The sequence below is a fragment of the Microbacterium sp. SA39 genome (assembly GCF_000967865.1).
In the GTDB taxonomy this organism is placed as follows: Bacteria; Actinomycetota; Actinomycetes; order Actinomycetales; family Microbacteriaceae; genus Microbacterium.
Genome location: NZ_JXRU01000036.1, coordinates 75957 through 97487, shown reverse-complemented (window position 1 = coordinate 97487; position 21531 = coordinate 75957). Strand labels below are relative to the sequence as shown.

28 protein-coding genes are annotated in these 21531 nt (G+C 67.3%); 10 read left to right on the top strand and 18 right to left on the bottom strand.

What is annotated here, in order from left to right; all coding sequences use genetic code 11:
* Positions 1-225 precede the first annotated feature (225 nt).
* Complete coding sequence (locus RS85_RS12815; protein ID WP_046013850.1) at positions 226-810, top strand: 1-acyl-sn-glycerol-3-phosphate acyltransferase; 585 nt, start codon at positions 226-228, stop codon at positions 808-810.
* Between the two features lie 15 nt (positions 811-825).
* On the opposite strand, the gene RS85_RS19530 is transcribed toward RS85_RS12815, so the two are convergent.
* A complete protein-coding gene (locus tag RS85_RS19530; protein ID WP_152642418.1) occupies positions 826-1032 on the bottom strand; it encodes a hypothetical protein in 207 nt (68 codons plus the stop codon).
* Between the two features lie 70 nt (positions 1033-1102).
* Between RS85_RS19530 and RS85_RS12810 the strand changes: the two genes are divergently transcribed.
* The gene (locus tag RS85_RS12810) at positions 1103-1672 is read left to right on the top strand and encodes a DUF6328 family protein (RefSeq protein ID WP_046013849.1); all 570 of its coding nucleotides are present in this window, start codon (positions 1103-1105) and stop codon (positions 1670-1672) included.
* Here the strand turns inward: RS85_RS12810 and RS85_RS12805 are convergent.
* Complete coding sequence (locus tag RS85_RS12805) at positions 1638-2183, bottom strand: Dps family protein (RefSeq protein WP_046013848.1); 546 nt, start codon at positions 2181-2183, stop codon at positions 1638-1640. The two genes, RS85_RS12810 and RS85_RS12805, sit on opposite strands and share 35 nt — an antisense overlap.
* Positions 2184-2291: 108 nt before the next feature.
* Between RS85_RS12805 and RS85_RS12800 the strand changes: the two genes are divergently transcribed.
* Positions 2292-2783: a GNAT family N-acetyltransferase gene (locus RS85_RS12800; RefSeq protein WP_200894833.1), complete on the top strand. Its 492-nt coding sequence runs from the start codon at positions 2292-2294 to the stop codon at positions 2781-2783.
* A 107-nt stretch (positions 2784-2890) separates the two neighbouring features.
* Complete coding sequence (locus RS85_RS12795; RefSeq protein ID WP_046013847.1) at positions 2891-3196, top strand: Fe-S cluster assembly protein HesB; 306 nt, start codon at positions 2891-2893, stop codon at positions 3194-3196.
* A 78-nt stretch (positions 3197-3274) separates the two neighbouring features.
* Here RS85_RS12795 and RS85_RS12790 read toward each other — a convergent pair whose 3' ends face one another.
* Both RS85_RS12790 and RS85_RS19730 read right to left on the bottom strand, forming a co-directional pair.
* Positions 3275-4936, bottom strand: coding sequence for an ABC-F family ATP-binding cassette domain-containing protein (locus RS85_RS12790; RefSeq protein ID WP_046013846.1), 1662 nt, complete (start codon positions 4934-4936; stop codon positions 3275-3277).
* Entirely contained in the window at positions 4933-5103 is a 171-nt protein-coding gene (locus RS85_RS19730) for a hypothetical protein (RefSeq protein WP_160298629.1), read from the bottom strand. The genes RS85_RS12790 and RS85_RS19730 overlap by 4 nt, the downstream gene beginning before the upstream one ends.
* A gap of 79 nt (positions 5104-5182) precedes the next feature.
* Between RS85_RS19730 and RS85_RS12785 the strand changes: the two genes are divergently transcribed.
* Complete coding sequence (locus RS85_RS12785) at positions 5183-5527, top strand: LysR family transcriptional regulator (protein ID WP_046013845.1); 345 nt, start codon at positions 5183-5185, stop codon at positions 5525-5527.
* Positions 5528-5546: 19 nt separating this feature from the next.
* Here RS85_RS12785 and RS85_RS12780 read toward each other — a convergent pair whose 3' ends face one another.
* The 5 genes from RS85_RS12780 to RS85_RS12760 form a co-directional block, all read right to left on the bottom strand.
* The gene (locus tag RS85_RS12780; protein ID WP_046013844.1) at positions 5547-6116 is read right to left on the bottom strand and encodes an alpha/beta fold hydrolase; all 570 of its coding nucleotides are present in this window, start codon (positions 6114-6116) and stop codon (positions 5547-5549) included.
* Between the two features lie 255 nt (positions 6117-6371).
* Complete coding sequence (locus RS85_RS12775) at positions 6372-6674, bottom strand: HigA family addiction module antitoxin (protein ID WP_046013843.1); 303 nt, start codon at positions 6672-6674, stop codon at positions 6372-6374.
* Entirely contained in the window at positions 6661-6942 is a 282-nt protein-coding gene (locus RS85_RS12770; protein ID WP_046013842.1) for a type II toxin-antitoxin system RelE/ParE family toxin, read from the bottom strand. The genes RS85_RS12775 and RS85_RS12770 overlap by 14 nt, the downstream gene beginning before the upstream one ends.
* Before the next feature lie 139 nt (positions 6943-7081).
* Positions 7082-7447, bottom strand: a complete 366-nt coding sequence (locus RS85_RS12765; protein WP_082087616.1) for a VOC family protein — start codon at positions 7445-7447, stop codon at positions 7082-7084.
* A 95-nt stretch (positions 7448-7542) separates the two neighbouring features.
* Positions 7543-9309: a GNAT family N-acetyltransferase gene (locus RS85_RS12760; RefSeq protein WP_046013840.1), complete on the bottom strand. Its 1767-nt coding sequence runs from the start codon at positions 9307-9309 to the stop codon at positions 7543-7545.
* An 84-nt stretch (positions 9310-9393) separates the two neighbouring features.
* Between RS85_RS12760 and RS85_RS12755 the strand changes: the two genes are divergently transcribed.
* Positions 9394-10173 carry an alpha/beta fold hydrolase gene (locus RS85_RS12755; protein WP_046013839.1) on the top strand — a complete coding sequence of 260 codons (780 nt, stop codon included), beginning with the start codon at positions 9394-9396 and terminating at the stop codon, positions 10171-10173.
* Positions 10174-10176: 3 nt separating this feature from the next.
* Here RS85_RS12755 and RS85_RS12750 read toward each other — a convergent pair whose 3' ends face one another.
* From RS85_RS12750 to RS85_RS12735, 4 genes are all read right to left on the bottom strand, one after another.
* The gene (locus RS85_RS12750; protein WP_046013838.1) at positions 10177-10596 is read right to left on the bottom strand and encodes a type II toxin-antitoxin system VapC family toxin; all 420 of its coding nucleotides are present in this window, start codon (positions 10594-10596) and stop codon (positions 10177-10179) included.
* Complete coding sequence (locus RS85_RS12745) at positions 10593-10826, bottom strand: FitA-like ribbon-helix-helix domain-containing protein (RefSeq protein WP_046013837.1); 234 nt, start codon at positions 10824-10826, stop codon at positions 10593-10595. The genes RS85_RS12750 and RS85_RS12745 overlap by 4 nt, the downstream gene beginning before the upstream one ends.
* Before the next feature lie 88 nt (positions 10827-10914).
* Positions 10915-11988 carry a redox-regulated ATPase YchF gene (ychF, locus tag RS85_RS12740; protein ID WP_046013836.1) on the bottom strand — a complete coding sequence of 358 codons (1074 nt, stop codon included), beginning with the start codon at positions 11986-11988 and terminating at the stop codon, positions 10915-10917.
* Between the two features lie 46 nt (positions 11989-12034).
* Positions 12035-12775 carry a class I SAM-dependent methyltransferase gene (locus RS85_RS12735; RefSeq protein ID WP_046013835.1) on the bottom strand — a complete coding sequence of 247 codons (741 nt, stop codon included), beginning with the start codon at positions 12773-12775 and terminating at the stop codon, positions 12035-12037.
* A gap of 59 nt (positions 12776-12834) precedes the next feature.
* Here RS85_RS12735 and RS85_RS12730 point away from each other — a divergent pair, with 59 nt between their 5' ends.
* Positions 12835-13428, top strand: coding sequence for a 3'-5' exonuclease (locus tag RS85_RS12730; RefSeq protein ID WP_046013834.1), 594 nt, complete (start codon positions 12835-12837; stop codon positions 13426-13428).
* A 65-nt stretch (positions 13429-13493) separates the two neighbouring features.
* A complete protein-coding gene (locus RS85_RS12725) occupies positions 13494-14789 on the top strand; it encodes a DNA recombination protein RmuC (RefSeq protein WP_046013833.1) in 1296 nt (431 codons plus the stop codon).
* A gap of 32 nt (positions 14790-14821) precedes the next feature.
* Here the strand turns inward: RS85_RS12725 and RS85_RS12720 are convergent, their stop codons facing one another.
* Positions 14822-15106, bottom strand: coding sequence for a hypothetical protein (locus RS85_RS12720; RefSeq protein ID WP_052703553.1), 285 nt, complete (start codon positions 15104-15106; stop codon positions 14822-14824).
* Positions 15107-15256: 150 nt separating this feature from the next.
* Positions 15257-16243, bottom strand: a complete 987-nt coding sequence (gene glpX, locus RS85_RS12715; protein WP_046013832.1) for a class II fructose-bisphosphatase — start codon at positions 16241-16243, stop codon at positions 15257-15259.
* Between the two features lie 185 nt (positions 16244-16428).
* Between glpX and fbaA the strand changes: the two genes are divergently transcribed.
* Positions 16429-17457 (top strand): class II fructose-bisphosphate aldolase, encoded by a 1029-nt coding sequence (gene fbaA, locus RS85_RS12710; RefSeq protein ID WP_046013831.1) that lies wholly within the window; start codon positions 16429-16431, stop codon positions 17455-17457.
* Between the two features lie 69 nt (positions 17458-17526).
* Here fbaA and RS85_RS12705 read toward each other — a convergent pair whose 3' ends face one another.
* From RS85_RS12705 to RS85_RS12695, 3 genes are all read right to left on the bottom strand, one after another.
* A complete protein-coding gene (locus RS85_RS12705; protein ID WP_046013830.1) occupies positions 17527-18051 on the bottom strand; it encodes a DUF6264 family protein in 525 nt (174 codons plus the stop codon).
* Positions 18052-18314: 263 nt separating this feature from the next.
* Positions 18315-19082, bottom strand: coding sequence for an IclR family transcriptional regulator (locus tag RS85_RS12700; RefSeq protein WP_046013829.1), 768 nt, complete (start codon positions 19080-19082; stop codon positions 18315-18317).
* 2 nt (positions 19083-19084) lie between these two features.
* On the bottom strand, positions 19085-20164 hold the full coding sequence (locus tag RS85_RS12695; protein WP_200894832.1) for a 4-hydroxy-3-methylbut-2-enyl diphosphate reductase: 1080 nt from the start codon (positions 20162-20164) through the stop codon (positions 19085-19087).
* Between the two features lie 76 nt (positions 20165-20240).
* Between RS85_RS12695 and xseA the strand changes: the two genes are divergently transcribed.
* Positions 20241-21518 carry an exodeoxyribonuclease VII large subunit gene (gene xseA, locus RS85_RS12690; RefSeq protein ID WP_046013828.1) on the top strand — a complete coding sequence of 426 codons (1278 nt, stop codon included), beginning with the start codon at positions 20241-20243 and terminating at the stop codon, positions 21516-21518.
* The last annotated feature ends 13 nt before the right edge of the window (positions 21519-21531 follow it).

Sequence of the window (21531 nt, the reverse complement as noted above, 5' to 3'; positions counted from 1 at the left end):
ACGCACGGTCGCTGCGCGATGCGGGATACTCCGACCGGCAGATCGTCGACATCACGCTCGCGGCTGCGGCGAGGAACTACTTCAGTCGAGCCCTCCTGGCTCTCGCAGTACCGGTGGACGTCATGCCCGGACTCGACCCGGCCATCGCCGCGGCGCTGATGCACGCAGGCTCGGGCGGATCGCACCCCACACCGGATCGACAGCGCACTCCCCTACGGTTGAGCCATGCTCAAACGACTCCTCGCCCGCACGTTCTGGGCGCTCAGCCGCTGGAAGCTCGTGAGCGAACCGGCGCCGACACGACCGACCGTGCTCGTCGGGGCACCGCACACGTCCAACTGGGACTTCGTCCTGATGCTCGCCATCGCGTGGCGACTGGGGATCGACGTGCATTGGCTCGGGAAGAACAGCCTCTTCCGAGGATGGCGGGGGCCGATCATGCGCCGTATCGGGGGCATTCCTGTCGACCGTGCCGATCCTGCCCGGGTGGTGAACGACGTCGTCGGGCAGGTGCACGCCGGGAAGGTCTTCGGCCTGGTCGTCACTCCTGACGGGACCCGCGGCGGAAACGAGTACTGGAAGTCGGGCTTCTACCGGATCGCCCGCGAGACCGGGATGCCGGTGACTCTCGGATACGTGGACCGCACGACCATGACCTCGGGTCTCGGACCCACGCTCGACCTGACCGGAGACGTGGCGGCGGACATGGACCGGATCAGGGCGTTCTACGCCGACAAGTCCGGTGCCCGACCGGAGCGACGCACGGAGCCGCGTCTGCGCGAAGAGATCCCCTCTCCCGACGCCGTCTGACGGGCACGCCGCCGCTCAGTCGTCGTCCGACGGCGGATGTGCCCGCGCGTACTTCAGGTCCTTGTCGGAGAGCGTCTCGATCATCCCGACCACGGCACCCGTGATCTCTCGGATCTCCTCCCGCACGCTCTCGTCGAGATGATGAGAGTCGCTGTCCAGCACGGCGCGCTGCGCGTCGTCGGACAATTCCGACCACCAGTCGCCTATCGGGGGAAGAGTCATCGTCACCTTCTTTCGAACAGGCCGGGCCTGATGCTGGACAGCACCGGATCACGGGCAGGACACTGAGATCATGACAGCGGATCTGCCCGAGGACGAGCCCCACGTCGACGATCGCGCCGACGGACGCGACGAGACGCGGAACGAGCGGGCGGACCGGAACTGGCTCGAACTCCTTCAGGAGCTTCGGGTAATGCAGACGGGCACCCAGATCCTCACGGGTTTCCTTCTCGCAGTGGCGTTTCAGCCGCGGTTCACCGACATGGACCAATTCCAGCGCGACCTCTATGTGATCCTGGTAGCGCTCTCGGCGATCGCCACGATTCTGGCGCTCGCCCCCGTCGGGATGCACCGGGCACTCTTCGGCCACCAGCGCAAACCCGAATTGGTGCGCATGGCCGCCCGGATCGTGCGGATCAACCTCGCGGTGATCGGAGCGCTGACCATCGGCGTGACGACCTTGATCGTCGACTTCACCGTCAATCGGACGGCGGGGGTCATCGCGCTGATCGCGGCGCTGATCCTCGTCGTGGTCCTGTGGCTCGCCCTGCCCCGACTGATCCGTGGTCGTCCCCGGTTCGGTGGAGCCGGGGACGGCCAGGAGCGGATCAGCGACCCGCAGGGCTCCGGTTCTCCGCGCTGACCATCCAGGCGAACTGCTCGAGCCGTTCGATCACCGCGTGCAGGATGTCCGCCGACGTCGGGTCTTCCTCGTCGACCTCGTCGTGCACATCCCGCATGGTCGAGACGACATCTTCGAGCCGCTCGGTGATGAGATCGATCGTCTCCGACGTCGACACCTCGCCGGCCGGGAAGTTCGGCAGCGAGGTCGATTCCGCGATCGTGGCGCTGCGTCCGTCGGGCACAGCGTGCAGGGCGCGCATCCGCTCGGCGACCGTGTCGCTGAACGCCCGCGTCTCATCGATGATCTCGTCGAGCTGCCGGTGCGTGTCGCGGAAGTTGCGTCCGACGACGTTCCAGTGCGCCTGCTTGCCCTGAAGAGCCAGCTCGAGCAGGTCGACGAGCACCTTCTGCAGGTTCGCGGCGAGCGTCGGGGACGCTGTGAAGCCCTTCTCAGCATTCTGCCGCCGAGTGGTCTTCGCGCCGCGACTCGTCGTGCTTGCGGTCTTCTTCGTGGTCTTGCTTTCAGCCATGGTGTGACCTCCTCGCGCCGACCATAGTCCGCCGCGACCCCGGCGCCCGAGGGGGTTGACAGCAGTCGGGCCGAACCCCGAATGTGACGGGAGAACGAGAGGGGCGACATGGTGTCGGAAGACCAGCAGGAGCGACGGACAGAGATGGAGATCAGCCCGATCAGTGACAGCGACGCGGGCGAGGTGCTGACCGTGCAGCGAGCCGCCTTCGTGTCCGAGGCGGCGATCTACGGGAGCGTCGACATGCCGCCGCTCACCCAGACGCTGAGCGAGCTGGAGGCCGAGCTCCGCTCCGAGTCCGGATTCACCGCACGGATCGGGGGGCGCCTGGTCGGGGCGATCCGCTTCGTCGAGCACGACGAGCTGCTGCTGATCGGCCGGATCGCCATCGCTCCGGACATGCAGGGGGAAGGGATCGGACGGATGCTGCTCGACGCGGCGGAGGAAGCCTCCTCAGCCGACGTTGCCGAGCTGTTCACGGGGAGTCTCAGCGAGGCCAACCTGCGGCTCTACGAGTCCTGCGGATACGTAGAGCACGAGCGGGTTCCCGACGGCGACGGGACGGCGCAGGTCTTCATGCGCAAGAAGCTGCGACCTTGAGAGCCTCCTGACAATCGCCGCCCGGGGGTTGAGTCGACAGCCGAGGTTCGGCATCGTGGCCCGGACGTGTCGCGACCGCGGCATGCCCCGAACGGAAGGAGAGTCTCGTGCTCACCCTCACCGACAACGCCACCGCCATCGTCTCGACCCTTGTGAGTCGTCAGACCGAAGCGCCCGATGCGGGTCTCCGCATCCACTCCACCGCCACCCCGGACGCGGACGGCGGTGCTCGCCTCGCGGTGCTCGTGACCGCCGACCCGGAGCCGCAGGACCAGGTCGTGGAGGTCTCCGGCACCCGTCTGTTCCTCGACGAGGAAGCCGCAACGGCCCTCGACGACAAGGTGCTCGACGCCGGTGTCGACGAGGAGGGCGCGGTGTCCTTCGCCGTGATGCCCCAGGCTCAGGTCGCCTGACGACCTCACCGGAACACAGGACTCCCGGATGCCGCGGCCCTCAGGGTCGCGGCATCCGCCGTTTCCGACGCAGTGACATCAGAGCTCGGTCACCCGACCGGCATCCACTCGCCAGCGCCGGTCGGTCGTCACCGTGTCGAGCATCCGTCGATCGTGCGTCACCAGCAGCAGCGTCCCGTCGTACGATTCGAGCGCCTGCTCCAGCTGCTCGATGGCGGCGAGATCGAGGTGGTTCGTCGGCTCGTCGAGCACGAGCACGTTCGTGCCACGGGCCTGCAGGAGCGCCAGCCCCGCGCGGGTCCGTTCACCGGGCGAGAGCTCGTCCACCGGGCGGCTCACATGGTCGGCCTTGAGTCCGAACTTGGCCAGGAGCGTACGCACCTCGGCGCTCGCCATCTCCGGAACGAGCTCCTCGAAGGATGCCGCGAGCGGCCGCGGGCCGGCGAGCAGAGAGCGCGCCTGGTCGATCTCGCCGATCTGCACGCTGGCCCCCAGAGCCGCCGTTCCCTCGTCCGGATGCTGCTGCCCGAGCAGCGCTCGCAGGAGGGTGGACTTGCCGGCGCCGTTGGGACCGGTGATACCGATGCGCTCGCCCGCGTTCACCTGCAGAGACACAGGCCCGAGGGTGAACGAGCCCTGGCGGAAGACGGCGGAGCTCAGGGTCGAGACGACGGAGCTGGATCGCGGTGCGGAGGCGATGGTGAACTCGAGCTGCCACTCCTTGCGCGGCTCATCGACCTCTTCGAGCCGCGCGATGCGACTCTCCATCTGACGCACTTTCTGCGCCTGCTTCTCACTCGACTCGGTCGATGCCTTGCGCCGGATCTTGTCGTTGTCCGGCGCCTTCTTCATCGCGTTGCGGACGCCCTGGCTCGACCATTCCCGCTGGGTGCGGGCCCGACCGACGAGATCGGCCTTCTTCTCGGCGAACTCGTCGTACTTCTCGCGCTGCTGGCGTCGCACCGTTGCCCGTTCTTCCAGGTAGGCGTCGTATCCCCCGCCGAAGACGCGGTTCGACCCCTGTGCCAGGTCGAGCGCCAGCACGCGGGTCACACAGCGAGCGAGGAACTCGCGATCATGGCTGACCAGCACCACGCCGCCGCGGAGCCCTCGCACGAACGCCTCCAATCGCTCGAGCCCGTCGAGGTCGAGGTCGTTGGTCGGCTCGTCCAGCAGCACGATGTCGAAGCGTGAGAGCAGCAGAGCTGCCAGCCCGACGCGTGCCGCCTGTCCGCCCGAAAGCGAGGTCATGAGGATCTCGTCGGCGTGGCCGCCGAGCTCGAGCCCCAGGTCGGCGAGCACGGACGGGAGTCTCTCGTCCAGATCGGCGGCACCGCTGGCGAGCCAACGATCGAGGGCAGTCGAGTAGGTGTCGGCAGGATCGACACCGGGGATCGCGAGCGAGGGGTCGCCGAGTGCGGATGCCGCGGCATCCATCTCGGCAGTTGCGGCGCCGCACCCCGTGCGGCGGGCGATGTAAGCGGTGATCGTCTCGCCGTCGACACTCTCGTGTTCCTGCGGGAGCCAGCCGACGAAGGCGTCAGCGGGCGCCAGAGCGATCGTCCCGGCCTGCGGCTCGTCGATGCCGGCGAGCAGCCGGAGCAGCGTGGACTTCCCCGCACCGTTCGCGCCGACCACGCCGACGACATCGCCCGGCGTGACGGTCAGGTCGAGTGAATCGAAGAGGGTGCGGTGACCGTACCCTCCGGCCAGACCCTGGGCCACGAGTGTTGCGGTCACGAGTCGTGGCTGCTGTGGTCGCCCAGATCGGGCTCCGCGCGGAGGACGTCGGCGATCTCCTCCTCCGGTCGCGGAGCGATCGTCTCGTCGGCTTCGAGCTCCGGAACAGACGCCTCATCCGGTCCGGGGATGTGCTCCGGAGTGGACTGGTCGTGGTGGTCGGACACGGTGAACCCTTCGATCGGTGTCCCGCCAGCGTACGCTGAACAGGTGCCGCAATCCGTGCGGGAAAGGACGGCTCCACCCGTGAAGATCTCGTTGCTCCGCCGTTTCATCGTCGTCGCGGAGGAACTGCACTTCCCCCGGGCAGCCGAGACCCTGGGCATCCCGCTGGCGTCGCTGTACACCTCGATCGAGAAGCTCGAGGACGAGGTCGGGCAGCCGCTGATCCATCGCGGTGATCCGACGCGCCTTACCTCGGTCGGCGAACAGTTCCTCGCCGTGGCTCGGCAAGAGGTCGCTGCGGCCCCGGCGCCCGTGAAGAACGCACCCGCGCCGCGAGGCGGCAAGGCGAAGGCGTCCAAGGGCAAGGGACGCACACCGGCGGTCAAGGGGCAGCCGAAGCCGTACAAGAAGCGGCAGGGGCGCTAGGAGCGCGGAGCGGCGCGCGTCAATCCCAGTCGAGGTACTCCTCGATGTCGACCGCTGTCTCGATCGGATGCGTCATCGGGAACAGGTGGTCTCCCCCGGCGATGCTCTTCACACTCGCGCGCTCGGGCGCGGTGGCCTGAAGACGCTCTCCGTTGACCGGCGGCGTCGAGGCGTCGTCCGAGCCCTGGATGATGAGCACGGGGATCACGGGCGCGAGCGGAGTCTCGTCTTCCTCGACGCCGAGCAGGAGCAGACCGTTCACGCGCTCGTGGTGAGATGCGGCGAGCGCACGGGCGATGGTGCCGCCGAAACCGTGTCCGCCGATCCAGGTGTCCGACAGACCGACGTGCTCGATCACCGCGAGGACATCGTCGACGCGGTCTTCCACCGAGACATCCGCGTCGCCGGCGCGATAGCCGACCCGCAGCACGTGGAATCCGGCCTCCTCTGCGAGGTAGTGCCCGACGACTCCCAGCACATCCGCCGGGAGACCCTGCTCCTGGATCAGTACCAGCTTGACCGGACCGTCGCCCTCGTCGACGAAGGGGACAGCGCGTCCCTCGGGCTCGAAAATCTGGGTGTCGGTCATCGGCGTCGTCTCCTCGTGCCGTCGGTGTCGGATGCACAGGCGGAACGAACTCGGCGGACGCCTGTGGCCGGACCGCGGCTCGCGCCGCCTCCGTCCAGCGTATCTAGTCCTGGTCGTTCCCGGGACCGGCGCCGGCGACCGCGGAGAGCGAGGAAAAGTATCGAAGGCCGACCTCGACGCTGGTGACGGCCTTCACGCGATATCCCAACGGCGCAGGATGCCACGTGCCATTCGTCTCCTCTGGACTCTCGAGATTCACGCCACGCGCAACGGCGTGATGGCGTCGATCTGATCGGCTGTCCGATCCGCGGCGACGTCGAGGTCGAACTGCGTCTGAAGGTTGAGCCAGAACTGAGCCGTCGTCCCGAAGTACTTGGCGAGACGGAGCGCGGTGTCAGCGGTCACGGCCCGCTTGCGGTGCACAATCTCGTTGATGCGCCGCGGCGGCACGCCGATCGAAACCGCGAGCTTGTTCTGAGTGATCCCGAATCCCTGGATGAAGTCCTCCATGAGAACCTCCCCGGGGTGAATAGGCTCGAGGCTGTCAGTGATAGTCAATGATCTCCACCTCCTCTGGTCCTGCGTCGGTCCACACGAAGCAGATCCGCCACTGGCCGTTGATCCTGATGCGGTACTGCCCGGCTCGATCGCCTCTCAGCGCTTCCAACCGGTTGCCTGGGGGCACTCGAAGGTCATCGAGCGCCTCCGCCGAACCCACTTGGCGGAGTTTCCGCAAGGCGGTGCGGAGGATCCGCGGATCGATCGATCGGACTCGTTCACGACGGCACAAACGCTCGGTCTCCTTGTTGCCGAACGATCGGATCACCTTCCGAGTGTATAACGCGAAGCGTTAATAACGCCAGCCGTTATCCTGAATTCGCCACGGCGCGAACTCAGCTCCTGGTGTTCCCTGACAACGATGGGACGCTCGGAACGATCATCGTTCGTTCTTCGCTGGCACCTCGTCACGCATCGGCGAACAGGGAGTGGATGGTCCCTTCGGGATCGGCGAAGAAGCCGGCGAACTGCCCCCATTCTCGAAGCTCCGGCCGTCCTGCCGGCGTGGCCCCGGCAGCGATGACCTCGTCGTACCGACGCGCGACCTCGACAGGATCGTCACACTGGAAGTTCAGCTCGAACGCCTGACCGGTGAATCGAGTTCGGTATGACGAATGATCGTCGGTGTTGCCGCTCATGAGCTGCCGGGAGAAGATCGCAAGCCGAATGCCTTCATCACCGAAGGCGACGTACGCCTCTTCGCGCGTGACGACCCGCAGGCCGAGCGCTCGTTCGTAGAATGCGACGAGCGCGGCGACGTCATCAGCGAGCACCGTTATTCCTTCGAGGCGAACAGTCACATCGTCAGGTTACAGACGAGGGACAAGCGCGCTCGTGATCATGACGAGAGCGGCGAGGGCCGGCGCCGTCAGATCTGCCGTTTCAATCCCACGTGGGCGGTTCTATATCCGAGTCGCGTGTAGAAGACGCGAGTCCGGTCCCGCGCCTCGTCGGTCGTCACCTGTGCCAGTTGCGCACCCCGCGCACGACCGAAATCGTGTGCCCACTCGAGCATCGCTGCGCCCAGGCCCTGTGACCGCTCCCCCGACGCGACTCGCAGTCCCTCGATCTGCAATCGGCTGGAACCACCGCGGGAAAGACCCGGGATGACGGTCAATTGCATCGTGGCGACGATGCGGTCGGCAGTGTCGCGGACAACCCCCAGATAGTTGGAACTGTCGCGAGCGACCGCACCGAAGGCTGCCTCGTATCGCTCGAGGCCGACGCTCTCACGGTCCGGGCCGAATTGATCGTCGTGCAGCAACGCTGCGATCGCTTCGATGTCATCGCGGCTCGCACGCTCGAGCCGGAACGTTCGGCCTGCCACCTGCAACCGACCACGAACCGAGGACCGCGCGTCCGTCTGCAACCTCGCGACGAGAAGGTCCAGCCATCCGCCGACGCTTGCGCGAGCCTCAGCGGTGTCGGGATAGCGGCATCTCAGATGCAGACCCGACTCATCCAGGATGAACCAGAGCATGACGGCGTCGGTGTCGGTCGCCGCGCTGACATACTGCGCGTCGAGACCGACGGAGTCGATGCGCACGGGTAACCTGCGCAGGTCCAGCCAGGAGATCGCGAACATCCCGGGCGCCACGGGCATGCCGCCCCACGGAGCGAGGACGTCCGCCAGCGGCCACGAGCCGAGTTGTACCGCCTCTCTCACCGCTGCCGCCGCCGCGTGCGGTTCGGCGACGTCCGACTCGAGGACGGAGTTGGTGATGAACCAGCCCACCGAGTCATGCCAGTTGTCTTCGAAGCGGCTGTGCACCGGAAAGACGGCTCGCAGCGCGGTACCCGCCAGTTCGCGGGTCACCGCGGTCATCGCCACCACCGCGCGCGCGAGAGTCGAGACGCCGTCGTCACGGGCCTGTGCAGCGAATGCGGCAGCATCGTCGACGTCGAACACATCGCGCACTTCCACGCGCTCCCGATGCGGCTCTGGCGTGCCGAGGGGCAGCGGGAACTGCGGCATCACACCGCCGCTGTCCTCGATGATCGTTTCCCATCGCTGACGGACGTGGTCCGGTGCAGCATCCCGATCCAGCAGCGCCTGCGTGTGCTCGACGAAAGCCGGCGCCGGCCCCGGCAACGATTTCGAGCCTGCGCTCCCTGCATCGAGCGCACTCAGCAGGTCGCGCGCGATCACCAGCATCGACCACATGTCGACGTGCGCATGATCCGCGGCGATCACGACCGTGTGCCCGGCAGCGGTCTCCAACACGCACAACCGGTGAGAAGGATGCCGGTACGGCGAACACGCCGCATCGAGGATGTCCCGCAACGCGTCGTTGACAGCCTGACCCGGAGCAACCTGATGCTCGACCCAGCTTCCGGGCCCGATCTCGATCTCGTGAAGCACCGGATCACCATCGGGGCCGGGTGCGAAAGCCGATCGCAGCGTTCCATGGCGAGCGATCACAGCCAGCCAGGCATCCGCGATCGACTCCCGACGGGTCGATGTAGGCAGCCGGAAGGACAGCGCCATCCAGGAGCCGGGACGATCGCCCACCCCGACATGGAGTCGCTGATCGAATGACACGGGAAGGCGTCGCCCGAGCGCGGACGCACTGACGTCATAACCCCAGAGCCGTCCGAACGGGAGGCGGAGGTGCGTGACGTTGGTCAGTCGCATGGGCAGTACCTTATCGCCACGGATAATCTGAAACTCAACGTGACTGCCCGACCCGACGCGGTCAGCCACCGATCGAGGAGCCTGATGCCCACTTTCGAGGTACCCGGAGCGGAGCTGGCTGTCGCCCTGAGCGATGAAGGCGGACACCCGGTCGTCCAGCTGCATGGCCTCACGTCGAGCCGCGCCCGCGATCGGGTGCTCAATCTCGACCTCGGCCGAGGGCTCAGCGGAACACGACTGCTGCGCTACGACGCGCGCGGCCATGGCAGGTCGACCGGGCGAAAGGTGCCCGAGGACTATCGCTGGCAGAACCTTGCCGAGGATCTCCTGCGGTTGCTCGACCACTGGTTCCCGGGCGAACGCGTCCACGGAGTCGGTCCTTCCATGGGTGCCGCCACTCTTCTGCACGCTGCGTCGCTCGAGCCGGACCGCTTCACCGGGCTCACGCTCATGGTGCCACCCACCGCGTGGAAGACCAGACCGGCACAGGCCACGAACTACCGAGCTGCGGCGGCGCTCATCGAATCCGACGGTGTCGAGGCGTTCCTCGCTGCCACGAGCGAATCACCGCCGCCCCCGGCCACCGTCGGCGCGCCCGAGACGTCGCCCGACGTCGCCGACGCTCTCCTGCCGTCGTTGCTGCGTGGCGCGGCGCTCAGCGACCTGCCTGCTCCGGAGGCCGTCGCCCGGGTCGAGGTGCAGACGACGATCTTGGCGTGGGTGGACGATCCGGGCCATCCACTGTCGACCGCGGAATCTCTCGCCGTGTTGCTTCCGCATTCAACACTGACGGTCGCGCACACCCCGGAAGATGTCCAAGCATGGCCAGAGGTGTTGAGCGGGGACGTCGACCGGCGGGGATAGACGTCACGCCGCCCACGGGTTGATCAGGTCGACTCCGGTGTGCAAGAAGTCGCTGGTGTTGCGAGTGGCGCACGTCGCTTCATTCGCGAGGCAGATGGCAGCGATCTGCGCGTCCGCCGTACTGATCGGAAGCCCGGCGGATTCTCGCGCGAGCAGGACATCCGCGTAGTGAGTCGCGGCGATGTCATCGAAGGCCAGAATCGAACGGCCGCCACGGAAAGGCTCAATCGCCTCTGCAATGCGAGCGGACAACTCGTCCTTTCGCCGACCATCAGGGAGTCGGCCCACTCCCGCCAGTAGCTCGGCCAGGGTCACCGCGGTGATCGCGACGTCGCCGGCGAGTGATTCAAGCCAAGCCAGAACCCCGCCGTTCGGGGTCGACCGAAAGACTTCAGAGATGACGTTCGTGTCGAGGACTATCACTCGAAGGCAACCGCTCGCGCGCTGTCACTGCGCTCCGGGATCGTGAGATCTCCAGCGCCGCCCACCTGTTGAGCAGCCCGCGCGAGTGCCAAGCCGATGTGCGGTCCGGTCGCTGCCTTGGTCAGAATGTCACGAACCTCGGCCTCCATGGAACGCCCGTGGCTCCGTGCCTTCGCGGCGAGCTGTTCCTTGACCGAGTCGTCGAGTCCGCGGACGATGATGGACGCCATCGCCTGATCACCTCCTCGCGTGATATCAAGCACGATATCACGCGATCGTTGTCGAGGTTCAGCATCTCGGTCTGACGTCCCCGCCCGCTCAGTTGTTGAAGCGGAACTCCACGACATCGCCGTCTTTCATGACGTAGTCCTTGCCTTCGAGGCGCGCCTTGCCCTTGGCACGGGCCTCGACGACGGAACCCGTCTCGACGAGATCCTCGAAGGAGACGATCTCCGCCTTGATGAAGCCCTTCTCGAAGTCGGTGTGGATGACGCCGGCGGCCTGCGGTGCCTTCGATCCCTGGGGGATCGTCCACGCGCGGGCCTCCTTGGGCCCTGCGGTCAGGTACGTCTGCAGTCCCAGCGTGTCGAAGCCGATTCGCGCGAGCTGATCGAGGCCCGACTCATCCTGGCCGGTCGATGCCAGCAGCTCCGCGGCATCCTCCGGGTCGAGGTCGATCAGTTCGGACTCGATCTTCGCGTCGAGGAAGATCGCCTTCGCGGGCGCGACGAGAGCAGCGAGCTCCGCCTTGCGCGCAGCATCCGTCAGCACGCCCTCATCGACGTTGAAGACGAAGATGACGGGCTTGGCGGTGAGCAATCCGAGCTCGCGGATCGGCGTGAGGTCGATGCCGGCGACCGAGAGCAGCACACCGCGCTCCAGAGCATCCTTCGCGGCGATCGCCGTCTCGAGCACGACCGGCTCGATCTTCTTGCCGCGCACTTCCTTCTCGTAACGGCTGATCGCCTTCTCGACGGTCTCGAGGTCGGCGAGCATGAGCTCGGCGTTGATCGTCTCCATGTCGGACGCCGGATTCACCGCGCCGTCCACGTGCACCACGTCGTCGTCGGAGAAACCGCGGACGACCTGCGCGATGGCATCCGCTTCACGAATGTTCGCGAGGAACTTGTTGCCCAGCCCCTCGCCCTCGCTCGCGCCGCGGACGATGCCGGCGATGTCGACGAAGGAGACCGCCGCGGGGAGGATCCGCTCACTGCCGAAGATCTCCGCGAGCGTGTCGAGACGCGGATCGGGCAGGTTCACCACGCCGACGTTCGGCTCGATCGTCGCGAACGGATAGTTCGCCGCGAGCACGTCGTTCTTGGTGAGTGCGTTGAAGAGGGTGGACTTGCCGACGTTGGGCAGGCCGACGATGCCGATAGTGAGAGCCACGGAGGACGAGTCTACCTGTCGCGCGCTGCCCGGAACCGTGGGCGGTTCAGTCGCGCACCGCGCGGAACGCGCGCGTCACGTACGGCAGGTCGATGGTGTCGTCGCCGTGCAGGCCGAGATCGTCGAAGAGCGCGTCCATGTCGCGTCGGATGCGCGCCTTCTCTTCATGGGATGCCGTGATCACGTAGCTCCGCGACGCCGCCATGACGTGCAGCAGCTCGCGGGTGATCGGACGCACCCACTCCCAGCGCTCCTGCGCGAGCGGGCCGAACGGCGCCGAGACGACGGGATCGCCCGCGGCGAGCATGACCTCGGCATTGCTGCCGTGCATGATCTCGGTCAGCTTCTTCACCCAGTCGATCCGCTCGTCGCGGATGTTCCAGATCAGTCCGAGCACTCCCCCGTGCCGGACGACTCGTCCGATCTCCGCGGATGCCGCGACCGGCTCGACCCAGTGCCACGCCTGCCCGAGCACGACGGCGTCGACGCTGTCATCCGGCAGCGGGAGGCGCTCTGCCGTCCCCACGAACGCGGGGACCCCGGGAACAGCGGTGCGCAGGGTCGCGAGCATGGCGGGGTCGGGGTCGACCGCGACGACCTCGGCATCCGGGGCGCCGAGCAGCGTGCGCGTGAGCTTGCCGGTTCCGGCGCCTACGTCCGCGATGCGGCGGGATCCGTGCGGCAGGGCGTCGAGCATCCAGGCCACCGCGTCGAACGGGTACTCGGGCCGTCCGACCTCGTAGCTGTGAGCCTGCACGCCGAAGGATGTCGCCTGCTCGTCCGTCATATCGCCAGCCTACGGCGAGCCTGAGATCCGATGACGAGATCGCGAGGGACAGTGGACCCGTGCCACTGGACTTCACTGCGATCGACTTCGAGACCGCGAACTCCAGCCCTGCTTCTGCCTGTTCCGTCGGACTCGTCCGCGTGCGCGGCGGGGAGGTCGTCGCCACGGCCGGCTGGCTGATCCAGCCGCCGCCCGGCCACGACGAGTTCCAGGAGTGGAACGTGCGGATCCACGGCATCCGTCCGACCGATGTGCTGTCTGCTGCGACCTGGGTGGACCAGTTCGACCGGCTGTGCGGCTTCGCCGGCGCCGACGTCCTCGTCGCGCACAACGCGGGATTCGACCTGAACGTGCTCCGTCGGGCTGCCGAAGCCACCGGCCTGCTGTGCCCGCCATACCGGTCGCTGTGCAGCCTGCAGGTCGCGCGCAAGACCTATCAGCTCGACTCGTACCGCCTGCCAATGGCAGCGGCCGCTGCGGGCTTCGCGGAGTTCTCGCACCACGATGCCCTCGCCGATGCCCGCGCGTGCGCGCAGATCGTCATCGATGCGGCACGCCGCTTCGAGGCGTCCGACGTGTTCGCCCTGGCCGACGCCCTCAGCGTGCGCGTGACGGAACCCGCCGTCCCCGGGCTGGAACGCGCCGTCGCCTGACCGGGATCGCCCCGTTCGAGCGGGGCGGCATCGCAATGTCGGATGCCGGCCGCATCATGAGACACATGGATGCACTCTCGCTCGTTCTGATCCTCGTCGCTCTTGCGGTGGGTGCGGCCGTGGGCTGGTTCCTGCGGGCAGGCCGCGGGGCAGCAGATCTCGCGCGCGCCGAGGCAGAGCTCGCCGCGGCCCGCGACGACCGCGACCGCCAGTACGACCTCTACCGGGACGCGGTCGAGCACGCCCGCACCGAACAGCGCGCCGAGGCCTTGCGGGTACAGCAGCAGAACGCCGTACTCACGGCACTCGCTCCGGTCCGCGAGAGCCTGCAACAGATGCAGTCGAAGGTCACGGCGATCGAGCAGGAGCGGCAGGCGCAGTTCGGAACGCTCGCCGAGCAGCTGCGGCGGGCACAGGAATCCGACGAGGCGCTGCGCACGACGACCGAGACGCTGGCCGGCGCCCTCCGCTCCACCGCGACACGCGGCGTCTGGGGTGAGACGCAGCTGCGTCGGGTGGTCGAGGCCGCAGGTCTCACGCGGCACGTCGATTTCGACCTCCAGTCGACCATCTCGTCGGACCACGGCATCGGGCGTCCCGACATGGTCGTGCGGCTGGCGGGCGGGACTTCGATCGCGGTCGACGCCAAGGTTCCGCTCGATGCGTACCTCGAGGCGTCCGCTCTGCCCACCGGCGACGCGCACGAACTGCAACGGCGTGCCCACATGCAGAAGCACGTCAGGGCCGTCCGCGCTCATATCGACGCACTCGCCAAGAAGTCCTACTGGTCGGGTCTCGACGCCAGCCCCGAATTCGTGATCTGCTTCCTGCCGAGCGAATCGCTGCTGGCCGCGGCGCTCGACGAAGACCCCACGCTGCTCGACTACGCCTTCACTCGCCGTGTCGCGCTGGCGTCACCGGTGAACCTCTTCGCTGTGCTGAAGACCGTCGCCTACACCTGGACTCAGCAGGAGGTGTCGACCGAGGCTCGTGCGCTCCTCAATCTCGGAACGCAGCTCTACGAGCGACTCGGCACCCTCGCCGGACACGCCGACGATCTGCGACGTGCGCTCGAGCGCACGGTCGACAGCTACAACAAGTTCGCCGGCTCCCTCGAGAACCGCGTGCTCGTGACAGCGCGGCAGTTCCCGGGGATCGACGCGGCTGGTCTCGCGACCGCGCCCGCAGTGACTGCAGGGACCACCCGTCGGTTCAGCGCACCGGAGCTCATCAGCGTCGACGACGAACGGCCCGTCCACGAAGAATTCACACTCGACGAGAAGTCAGAGATCACCGTGCGCGCCGATGTCGGCAACGTGCGCGCACGACTGGACGACGGGCAGATCAGGCGAGACGCGTAGGCCAGTCGAGAAGCAGCGCAGGCGAAGAAAGTTCAGGCAGCGCCCGGGACGCCGCTCAGCAGCACGATGACGAGGCCGCTCGTCGCGAGGAAGGCCCCGATCATCCACCAGGCGCTGATCTCGTGGCCGGCATCACGCCGAACGCGGAAGAGAACATCGGCTCGTCGGGCCGGGTCACTGACCGAAGTCTGAGGCGGAGCGCTCGGAGCCGGAGCGACGACCTCGGAATCAGCGCTCACTCGAAGGATGCGCCCCGTGTTCGTCGTCACGATCTTCGTCGGAGCGGCCTTGGAGCCACTCGTGTGCTGCGTCGTCATCTGTTCGCCCTCCTGTGCCTGCGGTGCCTGGCGGCTCCGTCGACGGCGACAAACCCAGTGACAATTGTGACACGGCACTCACCGGAACCGGGGATCACGACGTCATCGACCCGGTACCGGGTCGATAACGATGACTTTCGCGTCAGGGGTTCAGAGCCACTTGGAGACGAGGTGCTCCGAGGCGATACGGCGGAGTGTGCCCGAGGCCCCGCGCAGCACGACGCTCTCGGTGTAGACGAAGCCGCGCTCACGACGCACGCCCGCGACGAGCTGGCCGTCGGTGACGCCGGTCGCCACGAAGATCGTGTTCTTGCCCTGCACCAGGTCGTCGGCCTCATAGACCTTGTCCATGTCGAGACCGGCGTCGATCCCCCGCTGGCGCTCGTCATCGTCGCGCGGCCAGAGGCGACCCTGAATGTGCCCCCCGAGCGCCTTGATAGCGCATGCGGTCACAATGCCCTCGGGGCTGCCGCCGACGCCCACGCACATGTCGGTGCGCGCATCGTGACGCGCCGCATTGATCCCGCCGGCGACGTCGCCATCGCTCATCAGACGTGTGCCGGCACCGGCATCCCGGATCTCCTGGATGAGCTTCTCGTGACGCGGACGGTTGAGCACCGAGACGACGATCTCGTCGACCGGCTTGCCGAGTGCGCCCGCGAGCTTGCGGATGTTCTCTCCGATGGGAAGGCGGATGTCGACGACTCCGACGCCCGCAGGCCCGGTGACGAGCTTGTCCATGTAGAACACGGAGGATGCGTCGAGCATCGTGCCGCGGTCAGAGACGGCGATCACCGAGAGCGCGTTCTGGCGACCCGCCGCGGTGAGAGAGGTGCCGTCGATGGGATCCACAGCGATGTCGCACAGCGGTCCGCGTCCCGTGCCCACGATCTCACCGTTGAAGAGCATCGGGGCGTTGTCCTTCTCGCCCTCGCCGATGACGACGCGCCCTTGGAAGTCGACCGTGCCGAGGAACGCCCTCATCGCGTCGACCGCGGCTCCGTCCGCCGCCTCCTTCGCGCCACGACCGATGAACGGCACGGCACGGATGGCCGCAGCCTCCGTGGAGCGCACCAGCTCCATCGCGAGGTTACGGTCGGGATGAAGAGGGCTCAGATCCGCTGTCAGACTCACCATGCGGCCAGCCTAGCCAGCGTCCGTCGCGAACAGCCGGGCTTTACGGTCATTCCGTGCGAAGGAATCGCGATTCTTAACCGATTCGTAGGGGAAGCGTGCTCCGGGCGACCACGAGCCGGCGGCATCCGCTCACGCACCCCGATAGAGTGACAGCTGTCCCGGCTTCCCCTATCGCAGGAGTTCTCATGCCCGTCGCCACCCCGGATCAGTACGCCGAAATGCTCGACCGCGCGAAGGCCGGCGGCTTCGCGTACCCCGCTTTCAACGTCTCCAGCTCGCAGACGATCAACTCCGTCCTGCAGGGTCTCACCGAGGCCGGCTCCGACGGCATCATCCAGGTGACGACCGGTGGCGCCGACTACTTCGCCGGTCACACCGTCAAGGCGCGCGCCACCGGTGCCCTCGCCTTCGCCCGCTACGCCACCGAGGTCGCCAAGAACTACCCGGTCACCGTCGCGCTGCACACGGACCACTGCCCGAAGGACGCGCTGGCCGGGTTCGTCGAGCCGCTGATCGCCGCCTCCGAAGAAGAGGTCAAGGCCGGTCGCAACCCGATCTTCCAGTCCCACATGTGGGACGGCTCGGCTGTTCCCCTCGCAGAGAACATCGAGATCGCCAAGGACATCCTGCCCCGCATGAAGGCCATCAACGCCATCCTCGAGGTCGAGATCGGCGTCGTCGGCGGCGAAGAGGACGGCGTCCAGCACGAGGGCTCGAACGAAGCGCTCTACACGACGTTCGCCGATGTCGACCAGGCCGTCCAGGCGCTCGGTCTCGGTGAGCAGGGCCGCTACATCGCCGCCCTGACCTTCGGCAACGTGCACGGTGTGTACAAGCCGGGCGGCGTGAAGCTGCGTCCGGAACTGCTGGGCGAGATCCAGCAGCAGGTCGCCGCGAAGTACAACACGGGTGCCAAGCCGCTCGACCTCGTCTTCCACGGCGGCTCCGGCTCGACCGACGACGAGATCGCGGTCGCGGTCGCGAACGGCGTCATCAAGATGAACATCGACACCGACACACAGTACGCCTACACGCGTGCGATCGCCGACTACATGTTCAAGAACTACGACGGCGTCCTGAAGGTCGACGGGGAGGTCGGCAACAAGAAGCAGTACGACCCCCGCGCCTGGGGCAAGGTCGCGGAGACGGCGATGGCCGCCCGCGTCGTCCAGTCCACCCGCCAGCTCGGATCGTACGGCCAGTCCCAGAGCTGACCCACTCCAGCTGACACAGAAGAAGCCCCGCCATTCGGCGGGGCTTCTTCTGTGTCACGGCTCCGGATCTCAGCTGCCGCTCATGCCGCCGACGTAGGCCATGAAGGCGGGATCGCCGAACATCGGCACCGCCAGGCACATCGACGCGATCAGCATCGTCACGGCAGCGCCGACCAGCGGCACCCACCACGCGATCTTCGCCCTGCGAAGTCGCCGGATCGACACCCATGCGGTGAGCGACCAGCCGACGACGAGCACGACGGCGGCGATGGCGCCCCACAGCCTCCCCTGCGCGAAGTTCGTGAACTCGCCCTCGATCCCGAGGATCTTCATGCTCTCGTTCATCACGCGCGTGAGGTCCAGGTAGGACAGAGCCGTCACGATCACGTTGATCAGGCCGTAAGCCAGCAACCCGATCGTCACGAAACGATCGGCGGGGTGCGGCCGCCGAGGAGCGGCATCCGCCACTGGCTCCGGAGCGGGAGCCGTGATGACCGGCTCTGCCACCATTTCACCGAGCGGCGGAAGACCTGCCGCCCGTCGCTGCTCCTCGGGGGTCGCGAGTTCGCCGTACTGAGGACGCTGATCGGTCATCCCGCCATGCTAATCGCCCAGGCTAGGGGCGGCTCACAGCCGAAGGGGCCCGGAAACGATGGCGGCCCCGGAGAAGTGGGGACTCCTCGGGGCCGCGGATTCGGAACGCTGGGGACGCTCGTCATCCAAGTCAGTCCACGCAGAGCTGGGGACCCTCCGCGAACCAGTAGGGCCGTTTGCACAGACGCCTACTTTTCCGATCGTAGGGAAGCCTCCGTCGACACGCCAGAGCGAAGACTTCAGATAGTGAACCCGCCGGCCGACTACGCCCCACCGAACGAATCCGCGCCGAGCTGCAGGGACAGCCTCCGTGCGATCCCCTGAAGCCGCGTCACGAGCTCCCGATCCACGACAGCCCGCTCGGACGGCAACGAAATCGCCAGCGAAGCGGTGAGGTTCGGAGCGATCACCGGCACGGCGACACAGGTGGCGCCGATGACGTACTCCTCCTGATCGACGACCCAGCCGGGAGCATGCTCGAGCTGGGTCAGCAGCGTCTGCCGATCACTGATCGTGCGGGGCGTCAACTCCTCGAGGCGATGCCGGGAGAGGTAGTCGAGGCGGTCCTCGTCGGAGAGCTCCGCGAGGATCTGCTTGCCCAGCGCGGTGGCATGAGCGCTCGACTGCAACCCCACCCAGAGTTCCACTCGCGGATTGCTCACGGCATCGACGATGTCGACGAGGTGCATCTCCCCGTCGTCGAAGCGCGAGAGGTAGGCCGTCGCGCCGATCTCCTCGGTGACGTCACGCAGGGCGGAGCGCACCCGGGCGAGGAACACGCCCCGGGAATCGATCTCCTGCTGGAACGACGGGAACCGGGAGCCGAGCACCAGGCCGTCCGGCTCAGAGGCCAGATATCCCTCGTGGATGAGGGTGCGGACCAGGTTGTAGGTGGTCCCCGGAGTGAGTCCGGTGGTCGCCGCCAGCATCTTGGCGGGCAGTGGCCGTGGAGAGTTCGCGACGATGTCGACGAGGCGGAGCGCGCGCTGCACCGACCCGATGAGGGTGGGCTCGCCCTCCGCAGGGCTCACCGCTACGCGCCTCCTCCTGTGGCACGGCCGCCGAGCGCCCGCGCATCGCGCTGGCCGGCGGAATCCTGGCGCAGCTCCTTGGGAAGAGAGAACATCAGATCCTCCTCGGCCGTCTTGACCTCTTCGACGTCGCGGTAGCCCGCGTCGCTCAGCGCATCGAGGACCTCACGGACCAGCACTTCGGGAACGGATGCTCCGCTGGTCACACCGACGGTCTCCACGCCGTCGAGCCATTCCTGCTGGACCTCTTCGGCGTAGTCGACACGATACGCCGCCTTCGCGCCGTATTCGAGGGCGACTTCGACGAGGCGGACGGAGTTGGAGGAGTTCGAGGAGCCGACCACGATCACGAGGTCGGCGTTGGTCGCCACCTTCTTGATCGCGACCTGGCGGTTCTGCGTGGCGTAGCAGATGTCATCGGAGGGCGGGCTGTGGAGTTCGGGGAACCGCAGCCGCAGCCGGTTGACGGTCTCCATGGTCTCGTCGACCGAGAGCGTGGTCTGCGAGAGCCAGACGACCTTCGACGGATCCTTCACCTGGACGGTGTCGGCTTCCTCCGGCGAGTTGACGACGGTCACGTGATCGGGCGCCTCACCGGCCGTTCCCTCGACCTCTTCGTGACCCTCGTGACCGATGAGGAGGATCTCGAAATCGTCGCGTGCGAATCGCACGGCCTCGCGGTGCACCTTCGTGACCAGAGGACAGGTCGCGTCGATGGCGTGCAGCCCTCGATCGGATGCCGCGTTCACCACCGCCGGCGAGACACCGTGGGCGCTGAACACGACGTGTGCTCCCTCGGGGACCTCGTCGACCTCCTCGACGAAGATCGCGCCCTTGGCCTCGAGCTCGGTGACGACGTGGATGTTGTGCACGATCTGCTTGCGCACGTAGACCGGTGCGCCGTAGCGCTCCAGCGCCTTCTCGACGGCGACCACGGCACGGTCGACGCCGGCGCAGTAGCCGCGGGGTGCGGCCAGCAGAATCCGCTTGTGTCCGACGATCGGGTTATCCTGAAGCCGCCCGGCCGCGGCACGCACTCGTGGGACGCGCGGGACAGGGAGATGAACGGCAGTCGAAGTCACCCCTCGATTCTACCGGCGCCTGCCTGTGGAAGGCCGGGATGCCGCCATCCGGTGAGACGCCACGGAACGGGAGCACATGACAGTCTTCGAAGCGACGGCAGGCCCCGGCGAGACACCACCGGCAGACGCCGTCGCCCCACGCGATTCGACCTCCGACGCACCGACCTCGGTCGCACGACTGAATGCGACGATCCGCGACTTCATCGCGCGCTGGAACACGGTGTGGGTCGAGGGTGAGATCACCTCCTGGAACGTTCGGGCGGGCAACATCTTCGCGAGGCTGAAGGACACGCAGTCCGACGCGCAGATCTCCATCCGGATCTGGTCGAGCGTCCGTGGTCGCATCCCCGCAGATCTGGCGGTCGGGGATCATGTGGTCGCCGCGGTCAAGGCCGATTACTTCGTCAAGTCCGGCGATTTCAGCTTCGCGGTGTCGGCGATGAAGCACGTGGGCCTCGGCGACCAGCTCGAGCGCCTGGAGAAGCTGCGCATCCAGCTGCGTCAGGAGGGGCTGTTCGACTCGTCGCGCAAGAGGCGCCTGCCGTTCCTCCCCCACGTGATCGGCCTGATCACCGGCGAGAAGTCGGATGCCGAGAAAGACGTGCATCGGAACGCCGAACTGCGCTGGCCCCAGGTGCGATTCCGCACCGAATATGCGGCCGTGCAGGGCGATCGATGCGTTCCGGAGACCCTGGCCGCCCTGAAGCGACTCGACGCCGATCCCGAGGTCGACGTCATCATCATCGCCCGCGGCGGTGGCGATCCGCAGACTCTGCTCGGGTTCAGCGACGAGCGGCTCGTGCGGGCCGTGGCCGCGGCCACCACCCCGATCGTGAGCGCGATCGGCCATGAGAACGACCACCCGCTCCTCGACGATGTCGCGGACCTCCGAGCGTCGACCCCGACGGATGCCGCCAAGCGCGTCGTGCCCGATGTCGGCGAGCAGCGCGCGCTGATCGCGCAACTCCGGTCGCGGGCGACGACGCGCCTCACGCAGCGGCTCTCCCACGACATCGCCCAGCTCGAGCAGTTGCGTTCCCGCCCCGTGCTGCGCTCCCCCGCCCCCATCATCGATTCGCGCGCGCAGGAGCTCTTCCTGCTGCAGTCCCGCGGCCGCGACACGCTCACGCGACAGCTGGATACGGCCGGCCGCCGCACGAGCGAGCTGCGCGCGTCGTTGCGTGCCCTGTCACCGGCGGCGACCCTGGCCCGCGGCTACGCGATCGCCCACCTCGAAGGCGGCGTGATCCTGCGTGATGCGGCGGATGCTCCGGCCGGAAGCGCCCTCACGATCACGGTCGACCGGGGCTCGGTCGCGGCCCGGTCTGAGGGCGAGATCGAGGAAGGCTCCTGAGCGGAGCACCCGC

What these genes read in the sequence shown, in the direction of transcription:
- RS85_RS12815 (WP_046013850.1), top strand. Translation starts at nt 226, where the DNA reads ATGCTCAAACGACTCCTCGCCCGCACGTTCTGGGCGCTCAGCCGCTGG.
- RS85_RS19530 (WP_152642418.1), bottom strand. Translation starts at nt 1,032, where the DNA reads ATGACTCTTCCCCCGATAGGCGACTGGTGGTCGGAATTGTCCGACGAC.
- RS85_RS12810 (WP_046013849.1), top strand. Translation starts at nt 1,103, where the DNA reads ATGACAGCGGATCTGCCCGAGGACGAGCCCCACGTCGACGATCGCGCC.
- RS85_RS12805 (WP_046013848.1), bottom strand. Translation starts at nt 2,183, where the DNA reads ATGGCTGAAAGCAAGACCACGAAGAAGACCGCAAGCACGACGAGTCGC.
- RS85_RS12800 (WP_200894833.1), top strand. Translation starts at nt 2,292, where the DNA reads ATGGTGTCGGAAGACCAGCAGGAGCGACGGACAGAGATGGAGATCAGC.
- RS85_RS12780 (WP_046013844.1), bottom strand. Translation starts at nt 6,116, where the DNA reads ATGACCGACACCCAGATTTTCGAGCCCGAGGGACGCGCTGTCCCCTTC.
- RS85_RS12760 (WP_046013840.1), bottom strand. Translation starts at nt 9,309, where the DNA reads ATGCGACTGACCAACGTCACGCACCTCCGCCTCCCGTTCGGACGGCTC.
- RS85_RS12755 (WP_046013839.1), top strand. Translation starts at nt 9,394, where the DNA reads ATGCCCACTTTCGAGGTACCCGGAGCGGAGCTGGCTGTCGCCCTGAGC.
- RS85_RS12745 (WP_046013837.1), bottom strand. Translation starts at nt 10,826, where the DNA reads ATGGCGTCCATCATCGTCCGCGGACTCGACGACTCGGTCAAGGAACAG.
- RS85_RS12735 (WP_046013835.1), bottom strand. Translation starts at nt 12,775, where the DNA reads ATGACGGACGAGCAGGCGACATCCTTCGGCGTGCAGGCTCACAGCTAC.
- RS85_RS12725 (WP_046013833.1), top strand. Translation starts at nt 13,494, where the DNA reads ATGGATGCACTCTCGCTCGTTCTGATCCTCGTCGCTCTTGCGGTGGGT.
- RS85_RS12720 (WP_052703553.1), bottom strand. Translation starts at nt 15,106, where the DNA reads ATGACGACGCAGCACACGAGTGGCTCCAAGGCCGCTCCGACGAAGATC.
- glpX (WP_046013832.1), bottom strand. Translation starts at nt 16,243, where the DNA reads ATGGTGAGTCTGACAGCGGATCTGAGCCCTCTTCATCCCGACCGTAAC.
- fbaA (WP_046013831.1), top strand. Translation starts at nt 16,429, where the DNA reads ATGCCCGTCGCCACCCCGGATCAGTACGCCGAAATGCTCGACCGCGCG.
- RS85_RS12705 (WP_046013830.1), bottom strand. Translation starts at nt 18,051, where the DNA reads ATGACCGATCAGCGTCCTCAGTACGGCGAACTCGCGACCCCCGAGGAG.
- xseA (WP_046013828.1), top strand. Translation starts at nt 20,241, where the DNA reads ATGACAGTCTTCGAAGCGACGGCAGGCCCCGGCGAGACACCACCGGCA.